Annotated in this window: 16 protein-coding genes and 3 pseudogenes; 8 read left to right on the plus strand and 11 right to left on the minus strand. The window is 59.9% G+C overall.

Features of this window, described 5'->3' with window-relative positions; translation table 11 throughout:
• From AO268_RS33870 to AO268_RS23305, 3 genes and pseudogenes are all read right to left on the minus strand, one after another.
• Nucleotides 1–747: pseudogene (locus AO268_RS33870) on the minus strand (catalase); the annotation flags it as partial.
• A gap of 100 nt (nucleotides 748–847) precedes the next feature.
• Nucleotides 848–1,708 (minus strand): formate transporter FocA, encoded by an 861-nt coding sequence (gene focA, locus AO268_RS23300; protein ID WP_076965194.1) that lies wholly within the window; start codon nucleotides 1,706–1,708, stop codon nucleotides 848–850.
• Between the two features lie 120 nt (nucleotides 1,709–1,828).
• Nucleotides 1,829–2,065: a thioredoxin family protein gene (locus tag AO268_RS23305; RefSeq protein WP_099169977.1), complete on the minus strand. Its 237-nt coding sequence runs from the start codon at nucleotides 2,063–2,065 to the stop codon at nucleotides 1,829–1,831.
• Between the two features lie 277 nt (nucleotides 2,066–2,342).
• Between AO268_RS23305 and AO268_RS23310 the strand changes: the two genes are divergently transcribed.
• From AO268_RS23310 to AO268_RS23320, 3 genes are all read left to right on the plus strand, one after another.
• A complete protein-coding gene (locus AO268_RS23310) occupies nucleotides 2,343–4,061 on the plus strand; it encodes a hydrogenase maturation protein (protein ID WP_099169978.1) in 1,719 nt (572 codons plus the stop codon).
• A gap of 144 nt (nucleotides 4,062–4,205) precedes the next feature.
• Nucleotides 4,206–6,620, plus strand: a complete 2,415-nt coding sequence (locus tag AO268_RS23315; RefSeq protein ID WP_099169979.1) for a DUF3772 domain-containing protein — start codon at nucleotides 4,206–4,208, stop codon at nucleotides 6,618–6,620.
• Nucleotides 6,621–6,634: 14 nt separating this feature from the next.
• Nucleotides 6,635–7,681, plus strand: a complete 1,047-nt coding sequence (locus AO268_RS23320) for a DUF2931 family protein (protein ID WP_176561409.1) — start codon at nucleotides 6,635–6,637, stop codon at nucleotides 7,679–7,681.
• Between the two features lie 45 nt (nucleotides 7,682–7,726).
• Here the strand turns inward: AO268_RS23320 and AO268_RS23325 are convergent, their stop codons facing one another.
• From AO268_RS23325 to AO268_RS23345, 5 genes are all read right to left on the minus strand, one after another.
• A complete protein-coding gene (locus AO268_RS23325; RefSeq protein ID WP_099169981.1) occupies nucleotides 7,727–8,953 on the minus strand; it encodes an MFS transporter in 1,227 nt (408 codons plus the stop codon).
• A 131-nt stretch (nucleotides 8,954–9,084) separates the two neighbouring features.
• Nucleotides 9,085–9,426 (minus strand): BrnA antitoxin family protein, encoded by a 342-nt coding sequence (locus AO268_RS23330; protein WP_099169982.1) that lies wholly within the window; start codon nucleotides 9,424–9,426, stop codon nucleotides 9,085–9,087.
• 3 nt (nucleotides 9,427–9,429) lie between these two features.
• Nucleotides 9,430–9,711, minus strand: a complete 282-nt coding sequence (locus AO268_RS23335; RefSeq protein WP_076963740.1) for a BrnT family toxin — start codon at nucleotides 9,709–9,711, stop codon at nucleotides 9,430–9,432.
• Between the two features lie 417 nt (nucleotides 9,712–10,128).
• Nucleotides 10,129–10,749 (minus strand): FMN-dependent NADH-azoreductase, encoded by a 621-nt coding sequence (locus AO268_RS23340; protein WP_099169983.1) that lies wholly within the window; start codon nucleotides 10,747–10,749, stop codon nucleotides 10,129–10,131.
• Entirely contained in the window at nucleotides 10,746–11,192 is a 447-nt protein-coding gene (locus tag AO268_RS23345) for a GNAT family N-acetyltransferase (protein ID WP_099169984.1), read from the minus strand. Before AO268_RS23345 ends, AO268_RS23340 begins: the two co-directional genes overlap by 4 nt.
• An 87-nt stretch (nucleotides 11,193–11,279) precedes the next feature.
• Between AO268_RS23345 and pdxR the strand changes: the two genes are divergently transcribed.
• The 3 genes from pdxR (at nucleotide 11,280) to AO268_RS23360 (ending at nucleotide 14,339) form a co-directional block, all read left to right on the plus strand.
• The gene (gene pdxR, locus AO268_RS23350) at nucleotides 11,280–12,692 is read left to right on the plus strand and encodes a MocR-like pyridoxine biosynthesis transcription factor PdxR (protein ID WP_099169985.1); all 1,413 of its coding nucleotides are present in this window, start codon (nucleotides 11,280–11,282) and stop codon (nucleotides 12,690–12,692) included.
• A gap of 185 nt (nucleotides 12,693–12,877) precedes the next feature.
• Nucleotides 12,878–13,789, plus strand: a complete 912-nt coding sequence (locus AO268_RS23355; RefSeq protein ID WP_099169986.1) for a DMT family transporter — start codon at nucleotides 12,878–12,880, stop codon at nucleotides 13,787–13,789.
• A 55-nt stretch (nucleotides 13,790–13,844) separates the two neighbouring features.
• Nucleotides 13,845–14,339 (plus strand): DUF2165 family protein, encoded by a 495-nt coding sequence (locus tag AO268_RS23360; protein WP_099169987.1) that lies wholly within the window; start codon nucleotides 13,845–13,847, stop codon nucleotides 14,337–14,339.
• 14 nt (nucleotides 14,340–14,353) lie between these two features.
• Here the strand turns inward: AO268_RS23360 and AO268_RS33320 are convergent.
• The 3 genes and pseudogenes from AO268_RS33320 to AO268_RS23375 form a co-directional block, all read right to left on the minus strand.
• Nucleotides 14,354–14,527: pseudogene (locus AO268_RS33320) on the minus strand (GNAT family N-acetyltransferase); the annotation flags it as partial.
• A gap of 58 nt (nucleotides 14,528–14,585) precedes the next feature.
• Nucleotides 14,586–15,068, minus strand: a pseudogene (locus AO268_RS23370) (ClbS/DfsB family four-helix bundle protein); the annotation flags it as partial.
• A gap of 68 nt (nucleotides 15,069–15,136) precedes the next feature.
• The gene (locus tag AO268_RS23375; protein WP_099170008.1) at nucleotides 15,137–16,072 is read right to left on the minus strand and encodes a LysR substrate-binding domain-containing protein; all 936 of its coding nucleotides are present in this window, start codon (nucleotides 16,070–16,072) and stop codon (nucleotides 15,137–15,139) included.
• A gap of 244 nt (nucleotides 16,073–16,316) precedes the next feature.
• Here AO268_RS23375 and AO268_RS23380 point away from each other — a divergent pair, with 244 nt between their 5' ends.
• Nucleotides 16,317–17,006, plus strand: coding sequence for an isochorismatase family protein (locus tag AO268_RS23380; protein WP_099169988.1), 690 nt, complete (start codon nucleotides 16,317–16,319; stop codon nucleotides 17,004–17,006).
• 62 nt (nucleotides 17,007–17,068) lie between these two features.
• Nucleotides 17,069–17,695, plus strand: coding sequence for an isochorismate family cysteine hydrolase YcaC (ycaC, locus tag AO268_RS23385; protein ID WP_029300559.1), 627 nt, complete (start codon nucleotides 17,069–17,071; stop codon nucleotides 17,693–17,695).
• Nucleotide 17,696: the final 1 nt, after the last annotated feature.

Below are 17,696 nucleotides of genomic sequence, written 5' to 3' on the forward strand. Positions count from 1 at the left end.
TTTTCGATGCCTTGCTGGGTCCGCAGGTGGAACTTGACCCAGTAGCGCTCATTGTTGGCATTGATAAAGCTGAAGGCGTGACTGCCAAAACCATGCATATGCCGCCAGGTGCGCGGCAGGCCACGGTCACTCATGATGATCGTGACTTGATGCAGGGTTTCGGGCAGTTGGGTCCAGAAGTCCCATTGGTTCTCGGCGCTGCGCATACCGGTGCGCGGGTCGCGTTTGACCGCGTGGTTCAGGTCGGGAAACTTGAGCGGGTCGCGCATGAAAAACACCGGGGTATTGTTGCCCACCAGGTCCCAGTTGCCTTCTTCGGTATAGAACTTCATGGCAAAGCCGCGGATGTCGCGCTCGGCATCGGCGGCACCGCGCTCACCGGCCACCGTCGAGAAATTCTTCGGTATAGAACTTCATGGCAAAGCCGCGGATGTCGCGCTCGGCATCGGCGGCACCGCGCTCACCGGCCACCGTCGAGAAACGGGTGAACATTTCGGTCTTCTTGCCGATCTCGGAGAAGATCTTGGCCCGTGTGTAGCGGGTAATGTCGTGGGTCACCGTAAACGTCCCGAATGCGCCCGAGCCTTTGGCATGCATGCGCCGCTCAGGAATGACTTCCCGGTCGAAGTGGGCCATTTTCTACAGCAGCCAGATATCTTGAAGCAGGGCAGGGCCGCGCGGGCCGGCGGTTTGAATATTTTGGTTGTCGACGACTGGAGCGCCAAACGCAGTGGTTAACTTTTTCATATCTATTCCTCATCGATTTGGGTGGAGCAGGGGACAGAACAGAAAATAAAACAGGGAGGGCAGAACTCAGTGCAAACCATCCTGCCGGGTACTTGGGTGATTAATGTTGCCCTTCAGGGGCTCGCAGGTAGATCACCCAATAAGTCAAGCCGACCAATAAGCCTCCGCCAATGATGTTGCCCAGCGTGACGGGGATAAGGTTGTCGAAAATAAAGTTATTGATCGTTAAATGAGCAAACTGCTCAGGGGCTGCCCCCACCGCGTTCCAGAACTCGGCAGTAGCAAAGTGCTTGATTACAATGCCCATGGGAATCATGAACATATTGGCAATACAGTGCTCGAAACCACTGGCGACAAACATGGCCACCGGCAGGATGATCGCGAGCATTTTATCCGTCAGGCTGCGGCCGGAATAACTCATCCAGACGGCCATGCACACCATCAAGTTGGCCAGGATGCCAAGACTCACGGCCTCAATAAACGAGTGCTGCAACTTGTGGCTGGTGGTTTGCAATACATTCAACCCCCATAAGCCATTGGCGGTCATGTATTGGCCAGAAAACCAAATCAGCGCGACAAAAAACAAGGCTCCAATCAAGTTGCCGACATAGACATTCAGCCAGTTCCTGGCCAGTTGCCCCCAGGTTATGCGGCCGCTGGCCTTGGCTATCACATTCAGGATGTTAGACGTGAACAGGTCTGCACCACAGACGACCACGAGCATCAGCCCCATGGAGAAGCAGATGCCGCCGACCAGTTTCACCAGCCCCCAGGAGCTGCCAGCGAGGCCGGTGGTTGCCGTGATATAGAACACAAAACCGATGGAAATGAATACACCGGCAATGATGGCCAGATAGAAAGTTTTCAGCGGTTGCTTGGTGGCTTTATACACGCCCGCATCTTCAGCGAATTGTGCCATTGCGGCAGGCAGAAGCAGGGCGAAGGGACTGTCTTTTTTCATGTGGACTGTCACTCTTGGGTATTAGGTTTGCACGCGCGGATTTATCGGTTTCTCCGTTGAGATTGATGAGCGCCGCGAGGTAGGTTACAGGGCGCCATTATTTGGCGCCCTGCACACGGGTCAGCGTAAAACTTCGATACCCGCGCCGAAGTTGATATGGAAGGCTTGTCCGTCAATTACCAATGCCGGCACAGACTTCACACCAAAACGCTCGGCCTCTGCAACGCGGCCTTTGGCATCTCCCAAGTGAACCACTTCGACTTGATAACGTTGTGGATCCAGCGCCGTAACGAACTGCTGTTCTGCGCTGACGCACACCGAGCAACCTGCATGATAAAAAATAGCTTTAGATAACATGATGTCTCTCCAACGGTGGTTTGATTTCAGACAACCTGAACCAGGCATGTCATTTAGTGTTGATCCGAAACCATAATTTCGCGCGGTAGCGCTCTCTTGTCAACATGATTTCGATTCGACACTAAAAATATCGTCCCCGCGTGGTAACGACTGACTGACACAAGATTGACCTCGATCAGGTGACTGCCCCGGCCCGGCCTCTACCCTTGCGCTTCCATAAAAGGCCAAGGATGGCTCAAGGAGCCTGCGGCCATGCCTTCTCAAGGAAGAGTCAATCATGCGGTCATTGAAGATCATGTTGTTGTCGTCGGCGTTCAACGGGTTGACCCAGCGGGCCTGGCTGGACTTGCGCCAGTTGGGGCATGAACCCAGTGTGGTGCTGTTCACCGATCAAGCCACGGTGTGCCGGCAGATCGAGGCATCGGCGGCCGACCTGGTGATCTGCCCGTTTCTCAAGGACCGTGTGCCGCAGCAGCTCTGGAGCAACCCGGATCGCCCGGTGGTGATCATTCACCCAGGGATTGTCGGCGACCGTGGCGCCAGCGCGCTGGACTGGGCCATCACCCAGCAGGTCAAGCGCTGGGGTGTCACGGCTTTGCAGGCGGTGGAGGAAATGGACGCCGGCCCGATCTGGTCGACCTGCGAATTCGACATGCCCGCCGATATGCGCAAGTCCGAGTTGTACAACGGCCCGGTGAGTGACGCTGCGATCTCTTGCATTCGCGATGTCGTAGAAAAATTCGCCAGGGGCTTCGTGCCGACGCCTCTCGATGACACGCAACCTGACGTGATCGGGCGTTTGCAGCCCAACATGAAGCAGGCTGACCGCACTTTCAGTTGGTACGATTGCGCACGGTTTATCAAACGCACTCTCGACGCCGCCGACGGCCAGCCCGGAGTATTGGCCAGCCTCGCCGGCGGGCAGTATTACCTGTATGACGCGCACCTGGATGCGCGTCGCGGTACGCCGGGGGACATCCTCGCGGTACAGGATGATGCGGTGTTGGTTGCGGCCGGCGATCACAGCCTGTGGATCGGCGCACTCAAGCGCAAAGCCCTGCCAGGGGAACAAACCTTCAAGCTACCGGCCCGTCATGTGCTGGCCGGGCAACTGGCGGATGTACCGGTGCTGGACGGTTCGATCGCCGACCCAGGGTTCGATGAGCGGGTGTACCAACCGATTCGTTATCGAGAGTCCGCTCATGTTGGCGAACTGACCTTCGAGTTCTACAACGGCGCCATGAGCACCGAACAGTGCCAGCGGCTGGTCGCGGCGCTGCGCTGGGCCAAGGCCCGGGACACCCAGGTGCTGCTGGTCAGGGGCGGGCGCGGGAGTTTTTCCAATGGTGTGCACCTCAACGTGATCCAGGCGGCCGAGGTGCCGGGGTTGGAAGCCTGGGCCAATATCCAGGCCATCGACGATGTTTGCCGGGAGTTGCTGACGGCCCGGCAACTGGTGGTCAGTGGCCTGACGGGCAGCGCTGGCGCCGGCGGCGTGATGCTGGCGCTGGCGGCCGATATCGTATTCGCCCGGGCGGGTGTGGTACTCAACCCGCATTACAAGACCATGGGCTTGTATGGCTCCGAATACTGGACCTACAGCCTGCCCCGCGCAGTCGGCAGTGAAGTGGCGCATAGGCTGATTGAAGAATGCCTGCCGATCAGCGTTGTCCAGGCCCACCACTGGGGGATGATCCAGGGCATCGGCCCACGCTGCCCACACGCATTCGGTTCGTGGTTGCTGCAACAGGCCGGCAACGCGCTGACCGATGCACAGTACGCGGGGCATCGCGCGCGTAAAGCCAGCCAGGACCTCGCACAGCTCGAACGCTGCCGCGCAAACGAGCTGGCACAGATGCAGTTGGACATGGTGCACAACCGCCAACAGTTCGCCGAGAAGTGCCGCAACTTCGTGTTCAAGCGCCCAACCTGCCAGACCCCCGCGCGCTTGATTGCGCCGTGGGCATTGGCGCTCAAACCCACGCTGGTTGATTGAGAGGCAGACTCTCTGCCGGCTTGAGTCCAGGGTGAGCCTTTTGAGTGAATGCGCCTGCACCTGCTCTTTTGCGGCCCTTATGGAATTTCCTTTCTCCAGGGGCAGTCCATAATGGCAATGCAAAGAGACTGAAAGGGTGACTTGATGCGGCGAATTTATACACGCGTCATCTGCCAGGCCATACTGGCCATGGTGATGGCTATCAGCCTGCCCGCGTGGGCCGATGCGCCTGCAACAACGGTGCCTGTCGAAGTTGTCGACAGTTTGCCGGTGTTGCCCGATGACGCTGATCTCAAACAGCTCAGCCAGCAGCTTGAGCTGATTCGCCAGAGTGTGCCCATCAGTACCAGTGACGAGAAGCTGGCGGAGTTTCGACAGGGCGCACTCCAGGTGCAGCAACAGGCCGAGGCGTTGCTCACGGTGCGCGCCACTGATATGGAGCGCCTGGATGATCAACTCAAGGTGGTGGGCGCGGCCCAGCCCGGGGAAGCGCAGAGCCTCACCGCCCAGCGGGATGCCCTGACCCGGAAAAAAAACAGCCTGCTTGCCGATGAGAGCCAGGCCAAACAACTGAGCCAACTGAGCCGTGACCTCGCTGCGCAGATCGTCAATCTGCGGCGCAACCTGTTCAATTCCCAGGTCACTTCACGCACCGATAGCCCCTTCAGCCCCTCGTTCTGGTCGAGCCTGATCCGCCCCACCACTGAAGACCTGCAGCGCCTGGACAACCTGAAGGCCGAGGGGCTCGTCGCCCTCAAGAGTGCGGTCAGCCCCGAGCGCCGCTGGGCGTTCTTCGGCACGCTGCTGGTGGCGGTGCTGATCTGGAGTTTCGGCCGGCGACTGCTTGAGCAACTGCTTACCTGGGCGATGATCCGCTGGCTGCCGGAGGGGCGCCTGCGGCGCAGCACCCTGGCGGTGGCGGTGGGGTTGGCGTCGATCCTGACGATCATGGGGGCCGTCTCATTGATGCGCTGGGCGGTGGAAAGCAATGCGCTCTTGAGCGAAAACCTGGCGCGGCTTTCTGATCACCTGGTCACTCTGGCCATGTTCTGCGCGTTTATTGCCGGCCTGGGACGGGCCTTGCTGATGCTGCCGCGACCTTCCTGGCGGTTGCCGACCATTGCCGATGAAATCGCCAGTGCCCTGGGGCCTTTCCCGGCGATTCTGGCGGTAGCGCTGATGCTGGTGGCCACCGAGGAACGCATCAACAGCGTCACGGGCGCCAGCCTGGCATTGACCGTGGCGCTCAATGGCCTGACGGCCCTGATCACGGCGCTGATCTTCATCGCTGCGCTGCTGCGCGTGCGCCATGTGCGCAACAAGCTCGGGCTGGAGCGCCCGGGCGGGCTCGCCGGTATGTTGCCCTTTGTGGCCTCGATATGGGTGGCGGTGATTGTCCTCGCGCTGTTCACGGGGTATCTGTCCCTGGCCTACTTCCTGACCGTCAAGCTGCTGTGGATCAGTGTCGTGGCGGCGACGGCCTATCTGCTCATGGCCTTTTTCGGCGACATCTGCGAAACCCTGCTCTCGCCCAAGCAGCCCAGCGGCCTGGCACTGGCCAAGGCCCTGGGGCTGTCGCCACGGCACCAGGCCCAGGCTTGCACGGTACTGGCGGGCGTTGGTCGTACCTTGCTGCTGCTCACTGCGGTGATGGCGGCTTTCCTTCCGGCGGGCTCCAGCCCCAGCGAGCTGCTCCAGGGCTTCAGCCAACTGGGAGAGTCCAGCAAGACCCTGGGCAACCTGCAAATCATTCCCCAGGACATCCTCGTTGCGCTGCTGATGTTTGTCGTCGGCCTGTTCGCTGTGCGCACCTTGAAGCGCTGGCTGAGCGAGCGGCTGCTGCCGGAAACCAACATGGACGCCGGCATGCGCGCGTCCCTGGTGACCCTGGTGGGCTACCTCGGCTTTGTGCTGCTGAGCCTGTTGGTGATGTCCACCCTGCGGATCAACCTGACCAGCCTGACCTGGGTGGTCAGTGCCTTATCGGTGGGGATCGGTTTCGGCTTGCAGGCCATTGTGCAGAACTTTATCTCCGGGCTGATCCTGCTCACCGAACGGCCGGTGAAGGTCGGCGATTGGGTGAGCCTGGGCGGCGTCGAGGGGGATATCCGCCGGATCAATGTCCGGGCGACCGAGATCCAGATGGCCGACCGCTCGACAGTGATCGTGCCGAACTCGCAGTTCATCTCGCAGAATGTGCGCAACGTCACCATGGGCAACGCGCTCGGTGTGGTGGGCATCACCCTCACATTGCCGCTGGACACCGATGTCTTGAAAGTGCGCGAACTGCTCATGCAGGCCTTTACCGAACATGAGGCAATTCTCGACAGCCCCGCACCTTCGGTCACGTTCAAGGACCTGGCCAGGGACGGCCTGATCATTGGGGTCAGCGGCTACGTCAACAGCCCGCGCTCGGTGTCCGATGCCCGCAGCGACTTGCTGTTCATCCTGCTTGCGCGCCTTCAGGAAATGGGGATTACCTTGTCTTCACCCCAGAGCCTGGTATTGGTGACGGGAGAGGGCAGTGCCGCGAGTGGCGATGTTCCTGTAAGGCAATGAAGGGGTCGTGGTGTGTGAACATAAAAAAACCGATGCCAGTGCTGATTGCTGTTGTGTTCTGTTGTTCTTTGATGGCTTGCAAGAGTAAAGACGTGCCTGAAACGTATAGCTGGACGGGAACGGTATCCGCACCGCAGGAATATCCGATGGAGGTGTATCGCGGCGCGATAATCGCTGAGGGCTTTACCTACGGTTTTGATGCGATCTGGGGTACGCAGAATACCGGTTGGGGCAGCCAGGGCGGAACCATGACCACGGCGGTCGAGAAAAAGGCCGTGCCCTATCAACTGGAATTTACCTGGTACTCGCTGGTGGAGCGAACGTTCTATACCGGCAAATGGGACTTGGACAAACACACGATAAAACGCCTGCTGGATGAGGGTTTTATCGATCAAGACACCCATAAAAAAGACACCTATCACACGTTTATCGTGGGGTTGGCGCCACAGGGGCGGGTGGTGCTCTGGCTGAGTGGGGCGGGAAACCAGAAGGAGGTGGGGGCTTTTCAGGCGCAGGTGGCAACCCTGACCAAGGAAAGTGCCTACAGCAATGCCCAATACATGTTTAAAGACGGCTATGCAGACCGCATGCTCAATGACCCATCCTATAAGACCTTCAGCCCGCAAACCCGGCAGAAAATCCAAACGCAGGGCTATCCTGCGCCAGGCATCTATGGTGCCTACCGGGAAAAATACAACTGGAGACCTGTGGTGGTCCTGCAGGAGGGCGAATGGCTGGACTTTGGATGGCGCGCCTACAACGGTGAGCAGGAAAACATATTCGGAAAGGACCTCCTGGACAATCCTTATGAACAAAGGGCCATCCCAACGTTTTGTGGCTTCTATTGGCGCAATGGAAACAGCCGCTATGGCGTCTGGATTGATGCTTTCGATGAAAAAGAAATCTTTGAGGTTTTCCAGAAACTGGGCAAGCAAAAAGATATAGACCTGCTGGTGAAAGTTGATGCGCAAAACACCCGGGTTTCCCTGGCGTTAAGGTCGGGAACGCAAGAGTTCCCCATCGGCAAAGCAACAGTCAGGCTGTCTCGTAAAATCGAGTAGGCTCGCCCCAGCTTAAGGGCGAGCCACACTTCAGTGCTCAGCCAACTAGCAGGGCTGGGCCGCGAGGCTGTTGCTGACATTGCGTCCCAGCACCAACACCGTCACAAAACCCAAGCCCACCAGTACCGTGGCGAGGCTCAGCAGCACCGAGCTGCCCAGTTGGTCGACGATCCGCCCACCGAAGAACGAGCCCAGGGCAATGATTACCTGGAACAACGCCACGAACAGCGGCATGCCGCGTTCGACATCCTTGGGCGCCACGACAAACATCCAGATACTGGCGCAGGCCGGGAAGGCACCGAAGGCGAAGCCCCAGAGCGCGATCAGCATCGCCGCGCCGGTCATGCCGGTGGCGAAGTGGGGGAACAGGGCGGTGCTGGTGCCGATCATCAGCGCCACCAGCAACAGGGTGTGACGTACGCTGCGGTTGGCAGCAAAACCGGCAAAAATATTGCCCATCACCCCGGCCACGCCAAACAGCAGCAGCAGCGAACCAATCGTTGGCCCGTCGAAGCCGGCACTGTGCTTGAAGAAGGGCGCGACGTAGGTGTACGCAGCAAAGTGCGCCAGGCCGATCAGCAACACTGCAATCAAGCCGACCCGCGCTTGTGGGTTGATAAACAGGGCTGGCAGGTCTCTGACGCGAATGGCCTTCTCCGGGTTGAGTCGCGGCAGGAGGAAGATCTGCGCCAGGAGCACCGGCACCCCCATCAGCGCGGTGATCAGGAAGGTCATGCGCCAGCCCATCAGGCCGCTCAGCCAGGTGCCGACGGGTACGCCCAGCACGGTGGCCAGGGTCACGCCGACCATGATGATCGAAGTGGCCTGGGCCACGCCCACGCCTTTGGGCGCCAGCCGGCCGCTGAGGGCGATGGCCGTCGCCCAGAAACCGCCGATACTGATGCCCAGCAGCACGCGGCCGAACAGCAGCAGGCCGAAGTCACTGGCCAATGCCACGACCGAGTTGGCGATGATCATGATCAGCGTCAGGCCGATCAGCAGATAGCGACGGTCCATGGTGCCAATGCCGACCGACAACAACGGCGCGGCGAGGGCGGCCATGATGCCGGGCAGGGTCACCATCAGCCCGGCGTGGCCGGCACTGATGCCCAGGTCGCTGGCCACATCGTTAAGGACACCCACCGGCAGAAACTCACTGGTCACCAGGGCAAAGGCCCCCACGGCGACCGAGAGAATCGCCAGCCACTGCTGTTTGACACTCTGTTGATTATGTTCGGGAAGGCTACGAGGGGCCTGGCTGGCGCTTGGCATGGGTGGAGATCCGGGGGGAATGCAGCCTGAAGCCAGGCCGGGGGAGAATGTGGAGGCGATTATAGGAATCGGTGCAGGCAATTAAACAGGCCAGTCGGTTTGATAGTCATCATCACTGCAATCAATGCAACTCACGGTTTTGACATGGCCAGCACCCTGTTCAACTCGCCAGCGACAGCGATCAACTGTCGCTCCAGTGCTTCTACCTCCGAGTGACTGATGCCATGGCTGATGACTTGCAGGGTTTTGGCGCGCTTTTTCGGCGCAGGCGCCAGACTGTGTATGTCCTGTGAAATCAGCGCCTGACGCAATAACTGATTAATCACGGTTTGATAGCCCATACCGGCGCTTTGCGCACGCTCACGGGCAGCGGTGATGACGGCGTCGTCCAGCATAATAGTGATGCGTGTCTTCCCCTTGTTGCTGGCGATTGCGCCACGCTTGCCTTTGCTGAAGTCGTATTGGTCTTTCATGGTTCAAGCCTCCAGATACTGGCGCCGTTCATTTTTGGATGCGAGCCTGGCACTGATAACACGCACGAAGTTTGGGTCGCGGTAGGTGTAGGCCACCACCAAAACGCGTCCCTTCGCGTCTATGCCCATGCTCACCCAGCGCTCTTCATCGTGATCGTGATCCTGTATTGTCAGGGCGGTCTCGTCGTAAAACACCGGTTCTGCATCAGCTAGGCTTATGCCTTTATGCTTCTGCTGGTTTGCGATGTTTTTTGCCTCGTCATATTGAATCCTGAATCTTCTCATTATGCATATTTTATATGTATAAAAAAGCGGTTGAAGGAACCGTTAATCAGGAGAGGGTGGGTTGTGGTTGCGCGATTGACCTACGTAACCTGCGTCTTACCTTTTGCAGAATTTCTAAGGGATGTAGACACACCCAATCTTGCTCGATCAGTTGAGGCTCGATCTTGCCGATCTTGCCAATGTGCATCCGCCCGTAAAGCGTGATCCGATACGTAGCCGGCTTCTGTTTCGGTTGCCGGATGAGATGAAGTAGAGATGTTTTGGCCTCTTTCGCAGGGCCTCTTTCTATCCAAGCCTGCTTTCATCTACAGCCCAAGCACACCCATGGCCACCAATGCCGCCCCGGCACCATCGACTATGTCGCCCATGGCATCTCCGGCCTGGTTGACCCTGGTGGTGCCCGGCGTGCTTTGACCGTCAGGCACAAATAAGCGGGTTGAACAGCGGCTCCAGGGCCAGCCGGGCACGGCTGTCTCGGACCGCCGCCTGGACCGCCTCGTCACCGAACACCAGCCCCTGCAGGTACGTGAAATGCGGGTCGAGCAACCCCAGGGTCCCCAGGACCTGGCGCAGGTAGGGCGTCAGGAAGTCCGGTTGGCGTGCCGACTCGCCCTGATGAAAACCACCGGAACCGACCAGGACATATACCGGGCGGTTGCTCAGCAGGCCGGTCTTGCCCTCGGGCCCTGAACTGAACGTGCGGTGAATGCGCAGGACATAGTCGACCCACAGCTTGAGCGCAGCGGGCAGGGTGAAGTTGTGCATCGGCGTGGCAATAAGCAGGAGATCGCAGCGCTCCAGCTCGCGGATCAGCATTTCGGAAACCTCGAAGGCCGGCGCGTCGAACGGCGTGGTCGTCGCCAGGCCCCGGGCGTAGTCCAGGCCGAGCGGTGGCAGCGGGTGGGTGCCCAGGTCGCGTTCGACCAGTTCTAGCCTCGGGTGCCGCTGCCCAAGGGTGTCCACCAGTTCCAATGCCAGCTGGTTGGCATGGGAAACCTGGCCATTGGGGCTGGCGTTGATCAATAGAATATTCTTCATGCCGGATTCTCTGTCTGAAGGCGTTGGGTGAAGTGCATGCCGTGGGCCAGTAGCCCCTGGCGAAAATAAAAGCGTTGGGCCAACGGCATATGCAGCCCGGTGTCCAGCACCAAATGCGCGCAACCGCGCTGTACGGCTTCTTCGCGAACCGCGTCCAGCAGCCGTGCGCCCAGGCCGCTGCGCTGCAGGTCTGGGTGTACCACCAGGTCATCGACATAGAGGAAGCGCCCGTAGAGCAGGTTTTCCAGCCCACGGTAACCGGCCAGGCCGACCACTTGCCCGGCGTCCCACGCCGCCAGTAACCGGTAGCCTTGCCCTGTCTGGCGCAGCAGTTGCGCCACATAGTGGGCCGGGTGGGTGACATGGGGCCGCAGCACGCGCATCAGGTCGAAACTGGCCGCGAAGGCCTGCTGGTCTTCGAGATGCCCCAGTGTATAAGTCATGTCTGTCGTCCGCTGTGAAGAGGTAGCAGACCTTAAAGCGCGGATGACTTAAGCTACAGGGCCGAAAAGTGCATAAATGACTAGGCCATGATTCCTCCCTTCACGCTGGACCGTAGCCAGAGCGCGCCGGTCTACCGCCAGCTTTACCAGCGATTTCGCGAATCCATTGCCGATGGCCGCCTGCGCCCGGGGGATCGCGTGCCTGCCGTTCGCGCATTGGCGGCGCAACTGAACCTGGCACGTGGCACGGTGGAAGCGGCTTACCAGTTGCTGATGGGGGAGGGCTACCTGATTGCGCGTGGCGCCGCCGGGACGATGGTCACGCCGCAATTGGCTGCGGTTTCCTCGCCCATACGCCAGGCGCCTGTCCTGGCGACGCAGTATCAGTCCACCCATTGCGGGGCGCTGCCCCTGGCCCTGCAAATGGGGTTGCCGGCACTGGATGCCTTTCCCCGCAAGCTCTGGACCCGGCTGGCGGGCCGGCAGTTGCGCCAGGCCGGGCTTGAGGGGCTTGTCTACCCGGACCCGCGTGGCCATGCACCGTTGCGCGCGGCCATTGCCACCTACCTGGGCATTTCCCGGGGGATTACCTGCCACCCGGAGCAAGTGTTCGTATGTGCGGGCTATCGTGCGTGCCTGGACCTGATCCGCCACACGCTGATGCATCATGGCGATAGGTGCTGGCTGGAAGAGCCCGGCTACTTCATGGCGCGCAATGCGCTACTGCAAGCCGGTGCACAACTGGTGCCGGTTCCGGTGGATGAGCAGGGGCTCGATGTCGCGCAAGGCATCGCCCGCTGCGCGGATGCGCGTTTTGCGGTGGTCACGCCGAGCCACCAGAGCCCGCTGGGCGTGTCGTTGTCACTGCCGCGCCGACTGGCCCTGCTGGACTGGGCCAACCGCCAAGGCAGTTGGATCATCGAGGATGACTACGACAGCGAATACCGCTATCAGGGCCGGCCCTTGCCGGCACTCAAGAGCCTCGACCAGCAGGGCCGGGTGCTCTACACCGGCACCTTCAGCAAGGTGTTGTTTCCCGGCCTGCGCCTGGCCTATCTGGTGGTGCCGGCGGCGCAGAGCGACGCTTTCGCCCGTCAGGCGGACCGCCTGCATAACCACTGCCCGCAACTCCTCCAGGCGACCGTCAGCGCCTTCCTCTACGAGGGGCACTTTGCACGGCACTTGAAAAAAATGCGCAATCTCTACGCGCGCCGCCGCCAGTGGCTGGTCGATGCACTGCTGCAACAGTTCGGCGAACGCCTGTCGATCAACCCCCAGGCGGGAGGCATGCACCTGATTGCAGGCCTGCGTGAAGGTGATGATGTTGACCTCGCCCAGCGTGCCCGGGCCATTGGCATCGCCGTCGAGCCGCTGTCACCGTGGTACCTGGAAGCCAAGCCCAGGCACGGCCTGGTGCTGGGCTTTACCAACATCGTCAGCGCCGAGCAGGCCGCGACAGTGGCGCTTCAATTGGCTCGCGTCATCACCCAGGCGCCGTAGAAGGTCCTGTTTGACAGGCGCTCTGACGCGCCGGCCGATTTGACCGCAAGAAGCGGAGTGCGCACGCATGGCGAAGCCCCTTAGTGTGAGACTCCAAGCGTAGAGGCGTCCGCCATGGCTGGCCCGGCCTCAGCCAAGCGATTCTGGAGTCTTTACTTCGTTAATGAACGGCAGCGAAGGTCACCATGAAATTATCCGATTATGTTCGACTCCTTATTCTGGCGGCGATCTGGGGCGCCAGTTTTCTCTTTATGCGCCTATCGGCTCCCGTTCTGGGTGCCTTGCCGACTGCCTTTTTCCGCGTCTTGTTGGGCGCCATTGGCTTGGCGGTCATTCTTGCCCTGCTCAAAACCAACGTCGACTTCAAAGGCAAGCTGCAGCCGATCATGGTGTTGGGGGTTATCAATTCGGGCATCCCATTTTTGATGTATAGCGTGGCGGCACTGCTGTTGCCTGCCGGCTATTCGGCCATTTTCAATGCGACCACACCGATGATGGGGGTATTGATCGGTTGGATGTGTTTCAGCGAGGCGTTGACCCTGAAAAAGGCGGCTGGGGTGCTGATCGGTCTGATGGGCATTGCGATCCTGACCAGCACCGGCCCCGTCGCACTTTCAATGAGTGTGGTCATGGGGGCGTTGGCGTGTTTAGTCGCCACCAGCTGCTACGGCGCAGCAGGATTCCTGACTAAACGATGGGTTGCTGACAAGGGTGGGCTGGACGCAAAACTTGTCGCATTTGGCAGTCAGGTGGGGGCGACGCTGTTCCTCGTGCCTTTTTTCGGCGTCTCTGCCGCAATCAACCCACCGCCGACCTGGGGCAACCCGGAGGTTTGGGGCGCACTGCTTGCCCTGGGTTTTATCTGCACCGCGTGTGCGTACATTCTGTATTTTCGCTTGATCGCGGATATCGGGCCGGTGCGTTCGCTGACCGTGACCTTCCTTATCCCGCCTTTCGGCGTGCTGTGGGGAGTGCTGTTGCTGGGGGAGCGTCTTTCGCTCGCCCATTTGTACGGCGGCGGGCTTATTTGTTTAGCGGTGTGGTGCGTTCTCAGCAACAACCGGCAAAAAGTAACAGGTTCACCTGCCTCGGATTGATCCAGTCACCGAGCGTGTTAGCGTAGCCATTTTATTGCCCAGGGATACGAGCAACATGACCACCCGTTACGCAAAAATCATCCTGACCCTGATGCTGGCGGCCTTCGCCGCGCTTGTGGCGTTCAACAACCTCACCGATTACGCCTCCAACTTTGCCTTCGTCCAGCATGTGTTGAGCATGGACACCACATTCCCGGGTAACGCCGCCATGTACCGGGCAATCACCGCACCCTGGCTGTGGCATGGCGCCTATGGGCTGATCATCGCCGGCGAAGCCTTGACGGGCGTATTGCTGGCCTGGGGGGCGCTGGCCATGTGGCGGGCCAGGCAGGCCAGTGGCCGGCAGTTCAACGCGGCCAAGCAGGTGGCCATTATTGGCTTTACCGCTGGCCTGCTGGTGTGGTTTTTCGGCTTTATGGTGATTGGCGGGGAGTGGTTCCTGATGTGGCAATCCCATCAGTGGAATGGCCAGGACGCGGCATTCAAGTTCTATATGGCGCTGCTTGGGGTGCTGATTTTTCTCAACCAGGCGGATGTGGATCGCGACTGACGCGCCTCACACAGTCAGCCAACGAATTTGACGAACACGTGTTCAGGATCGTGTTCGTCAAGGTTCTCGATGCTCCCGCTGGGGATAAACCCGGCCTTTGCGATCAAGGCCCGGGAGGCGGTGTTGGAGGCATTGGTCGACGCAAACAGCTTGGGCGTCTTGCACGCCGCCTCGGCCGCCGCCAGCAGCGTGCACGTCCTCGGGGACGGCCTGGCGGATGAGCAGGCCTTTGGTCTTAAGCCATTTGCGCAAGCGTCCACGCGCATTGTCATACGGGGACGCGGTGTTGAACTGGATCATCCGCCCCAGCGTCCACTGCTCGTACCACGGGCATTCGTAAAGCTGGGCATTGTCGCGGCTCTGGATAATGGACACGATGCGTTGCTTGGCCGTGTCGAGCCGTTCGAGCAATTGCTCAAAAGGGATGCCTTCGTAGTCGCGGTAGAACTTCTGCGCCAGTTGCCCCAACTGGTTCCACTTGAAGCCGGTTTCCGGGAAGTCTATGGCGTTGTCGGCGGCATCGGCCGCCAGCCATTTGAGCACCAATTCGTTCCAGCCCACCAGGTAGGCGACGAGATTGGCAACGCTCATCTGCGTGCCTTTGGCGTGCCCCTCCAGGTTGCATTCGTTGATGCACTCGGCAGGCACCTGCTGGATGACGCTGAGTAGCTTTGCGTAATTGCGGTTGATGGCATCGAGCAGTTCTTGCTTGTTTTGAGGGACCGTCATGACTCACCCACCACCTAAAAAACCAATCCTGCCTCAGCCCGGGGCAGGGATCCATACCCCGGCGGGTTTCAGTGTCCGTTCTTTGGCGAGGGGCCCGATGGGCCAGGCGCCTGGGTTTCAAACGCCTGGGCCAGAAAATCGATCAAGGTTCGCACGGAAGGCAGCAGCCCACGTCTTGACGGGAAAACGGCGCTGATCACGCCCTCGGTGGGGCGCCATTGGGGGAGCAGGCTGACCAGGCGACCCTCTTGTATCTCCTCCTTGACCACGGCCAGCGGCAGGTTGGCCATGCCCACACCTTGCAGCGCCGCACTTTTCAGGGTGGGCATGTCATCGCTGATCAGCCGTGGCGTGTGGCAGATCTCGGCGGACACGCCTTCTGGGCCGATCAGCTCCCAAACGTACTGCAGCAGCGGGTTGCCCCAGCTGATGGTTGGCAGTCCCGACACGTCGGCAGGTAACAGCGGCAGTGCATGCTGTTGCAAGAAGGCCGGGCTCGCGACCAGCGCCTGGGGGCTCTTGGCGAGCAGCTTCATCACCAGGTCACTGCTTTCCAGGGGCGGGAAGCACAGGTTCAACGCGATGTCATAGCCCTCGCTGATCACATCGACCTTGCGGTTGAAGCTTTTCACGTTGAGTTCAACATTGGGGCACTGGGCCATGAACTGGGCCAGCATCGGCGCTACCCAGTAATTGAGCAGGGCGGTGGTGCAACTCAGGCGGATCACCCCGCGCGGCTCGGCCTTGTTGAAGGCGATCAGGTCCTCGGCCGACTCTGCCTCGGCGGTCATCGCCACGCAGTGGCGGTAGTAGGCCAGGCCGATGTCGGTGACCTGGAACTGACGGGTCGAGCGCTGGATCAGCCGTGCCCCCAGCCGCGCTTCCAACTGGCTGACCCGGCGGCTCAAGGTCGACTTGGGCATATTCAGCGCCCGACCGGCTGCCGCAAAGCCACCATGCTCAACCACCTTGGCATAGAGGAACAGTTCATTGAGGTCGAACACAGGCATCGTTCCATTTTTGAGATGGTGAAGTCTAATTCAACGACTACCGGACACCTAGTGCAATGACGAACACTGGAGATAGTGCAGCTGAGGCTGGATTTACCGGCTGCGCGAAAAATGATCGCTTCGTGCTACCCACATTATTTTGCACTGGCGTTCCATTGTTGGAATTGTCAGCTGCCGCCAGAAACGTCGAGGCAAGGTTCTGGCCCGATACCGTTCACCCATGCAAGAGGAAAGGCAAATGAGCGCTTCAGGTAACGCTGCAAACTTTAATGGTCAGAAGCCAACGATTGACCCCACCGACACCGCCATGTTGCTGATCGACCACCAGAGTGGCCTGTTCCAGATCGTCAAGGACATTGATGTTCCTCAATTGCGCGCCAACGCCATTGCCTTGGCCAAGGCCGCGACCCTGCTGAAAATCCCGGTCATTACCACCGCTTCGGTGCCCCAGGGGCCGAATGGTCCGTTGATCCCGGAAATCCACGAGGCGGCGCCCCATGCCCAGTATGTGGCCCGGCGTGGCGAGATCAATGCCTGGGATAACCCCGAGTTCCACGCGGCGGTCAAGGCCACCGGCAAGAAGACCCTGGTGATTGCCGGCACCCTGACCAGCGTGTGCCTGGCGTTTCCGTCCATCGCGGCGGTGCATGAGGGCTACAAGGTGTTCGCCGTGGTCGACGCCTCGGGCAACCACTCGAAGCTGGCCACCGAGCTGACCGTCGCGCGCCTGGCCCAGGCCGGCGTGGTGCCAATCGACATCATGGGTACCTTGTCGGAACTGCAAGGCTCGTGGAACCGTCCAGATGCCCAAGAGTGGGCGAACGTCTATACCCAGGCCATGCCGCACTACCAATTGCTGATCGAGAGCTACATCAAGGCGCAGGAAGTGGCTAATAACCACGAAGAGCTAGACTCCCAGCGCAAGTAAATACCGCTGACCTTTCCCGGTGCGGCCCATTTCGGGAAGCACCTCTTACCAGGAGCATCATGATGTCTAAACCCTACGTTCGCCTGGACAAAGATAACGCCGCTGTCCTGCTGGTTGACCATCAGGCTGGCTTGTTGTCACTGGTGCGTGATATCGAGCCCGACAAGTTCAAGAATAACGTGCTGGCCTTGGCTGACCTGGCCAAGTACTTCAAGTTGCCGACCATCCTCACCACCAGCTTTGAAACCGGCCCCAATGGCCCGCTGGTGCCCGAGCTCAAGGCCCTGTTCCCGGACGCGCCGTACATTGCCCGTCCTGGCCAGATCAACGCCTGGGACAACGAGGATTTCGTCAAGGCCATCAAGGCCACCGGCAAGAAACAACTGATCATCGCCGGCGTGGTGACTGAAGTGTGCGTGGCGTTCCCGGCGCTGTCGGCCCTGGCCGAAGGCTATGAAGTGTTTGTGGTGACCGATGCCTCCGGCACCTTCAACGAACTGACCCAGCAATCGGCCTGGAACCGCATGTCGGCCAACGGCGCGCAGCTGATGACCTGGTTTGGCCTGGCGTGCGAGCTGCATCGCGACTGGCGCAACGATATCGAAGGCCTGGGGACCTTGTTCTCCAACCACATCCCGGACTATCGCAACCTGTTCACCAGCTACAACGCGTTGACCGAGGGCAAATAAG

It is taken from the genome of Pseudomonas sp. ICMP 8385 (assembly GCF_002699915.1).
In the GTDB taxonomy this organism is placed as follows: Bacteria; Pseudomonadota; Gammaproteobacteria; order Pseudomonadales; family Pseudomonadaceae; genus Aquipseudomonas; species Aquipseudomonas gessardii.

What these genes read in the sequence shown, in the direction of transcription:
- pdxR (WP_099169985.1), top strand. Translation starts at nt 11,280, where the DNA reads ATGATTCCTCCCTTCACGCTGGACCGTAGCCAGAGCGCGCCGGTCTAC.
- AO268_RS23355 (WP_099169986.1), top strand. Translation starts at nt 12,878, where the DNA reads ATGAAATTATCCGATTATGTTCGACTCCTTATTCTGGCGGCGATCTGG.
- AO268_RS23315 (WP_099169979.1), top strand. Translation starts at nt 4,206, where the DNA reads ATGCGGCGAATTTATACACGCGTCATCTGCCAGGCCATACTGGCCATG.
- AO268_RS23310 (WP_099169978.1), top strand. Translation starts at nt 2,343, where the DNA reads ATGCGGTCATTGAAGATCATGTTGTTGTCGTCGGCGTTCAACGGGTTG.
- AO268_RS23335 (WP_076963740.1), bottom strand. Translation starts at nt 9,711, where the DNA reads ATGAGAAGATTCAGGATTCAATATGACGAGGCAAAAAACATCGCAAAC.
- AO268_RS23340 (WP_099169983.1), bottom strand. Translation starts at nt 10,749, where the DNA reads ATGAAGAATATTCTATTGATCAACGCCAGCCCCAATGGCCAGGTTTCC.
- AO268_RS23325 (WP_099169981.1), bottom strand. Translation starts at nt 8,953, where the DNA reads ATGCCAAGCGCCAGCCAGGCCCCTCGTAGCCTTCCCGAACATAATCAA.
- ycaC (WP_029300559.1), top strand. Translation starts at nt 17,069, where the DNA reads ATGTCTAAACCCTACGTTCGCCTGGACAAAGATAACGCCGCTGTCCTG.
- AO268_RS23380 (WP_099169988.1), top strand. Translation starts at nt 16,317, where the DNA reads ATGAGCGCTTCAGGTAACGCTGCAAACTTTAATGGTCAGAAGCCAACG.
- focA (WP_076965194.1), bottom strand. Translation starts at nt 1,708, where the DNA reads ATGAAAAAAGACAGTCCCTTCGCCCTGCTTCTGCCTGCCGCAATGGCA.
- AO268_RS23360 (WP_099169987.1), top strand. Translation starts at nt 13,845, where the DNA reads ATGACCACCCGTTACGCAAAAATCATCCTGACCCTGATGCTGGCGGCC.
- AO268_RS23345 (WP_099169984.1), bottom strand. Translation starts at nt 11,192, where the DNA reads ATGACTTATACACTGGGGCATCTCGAAGACCAGCAGGCCTTCGCGGCC.
- AO268_RS23305 (WP_099169977.1), bottom strand. Translation starts at nt 2,065, where the DNA reads ATGTTATCTAAAGCTATTTTTTATCATGCAGGTTGCTCGGTGTGCGTC.
- AO268_RS23330 (WP_099169982.1), bottom strand. Translation starts at nt 9,426, where the DNA reads ATGAAAGACCAATACGACTTCAGCAAAGGCAAGCGTGGCGCAATCGCC.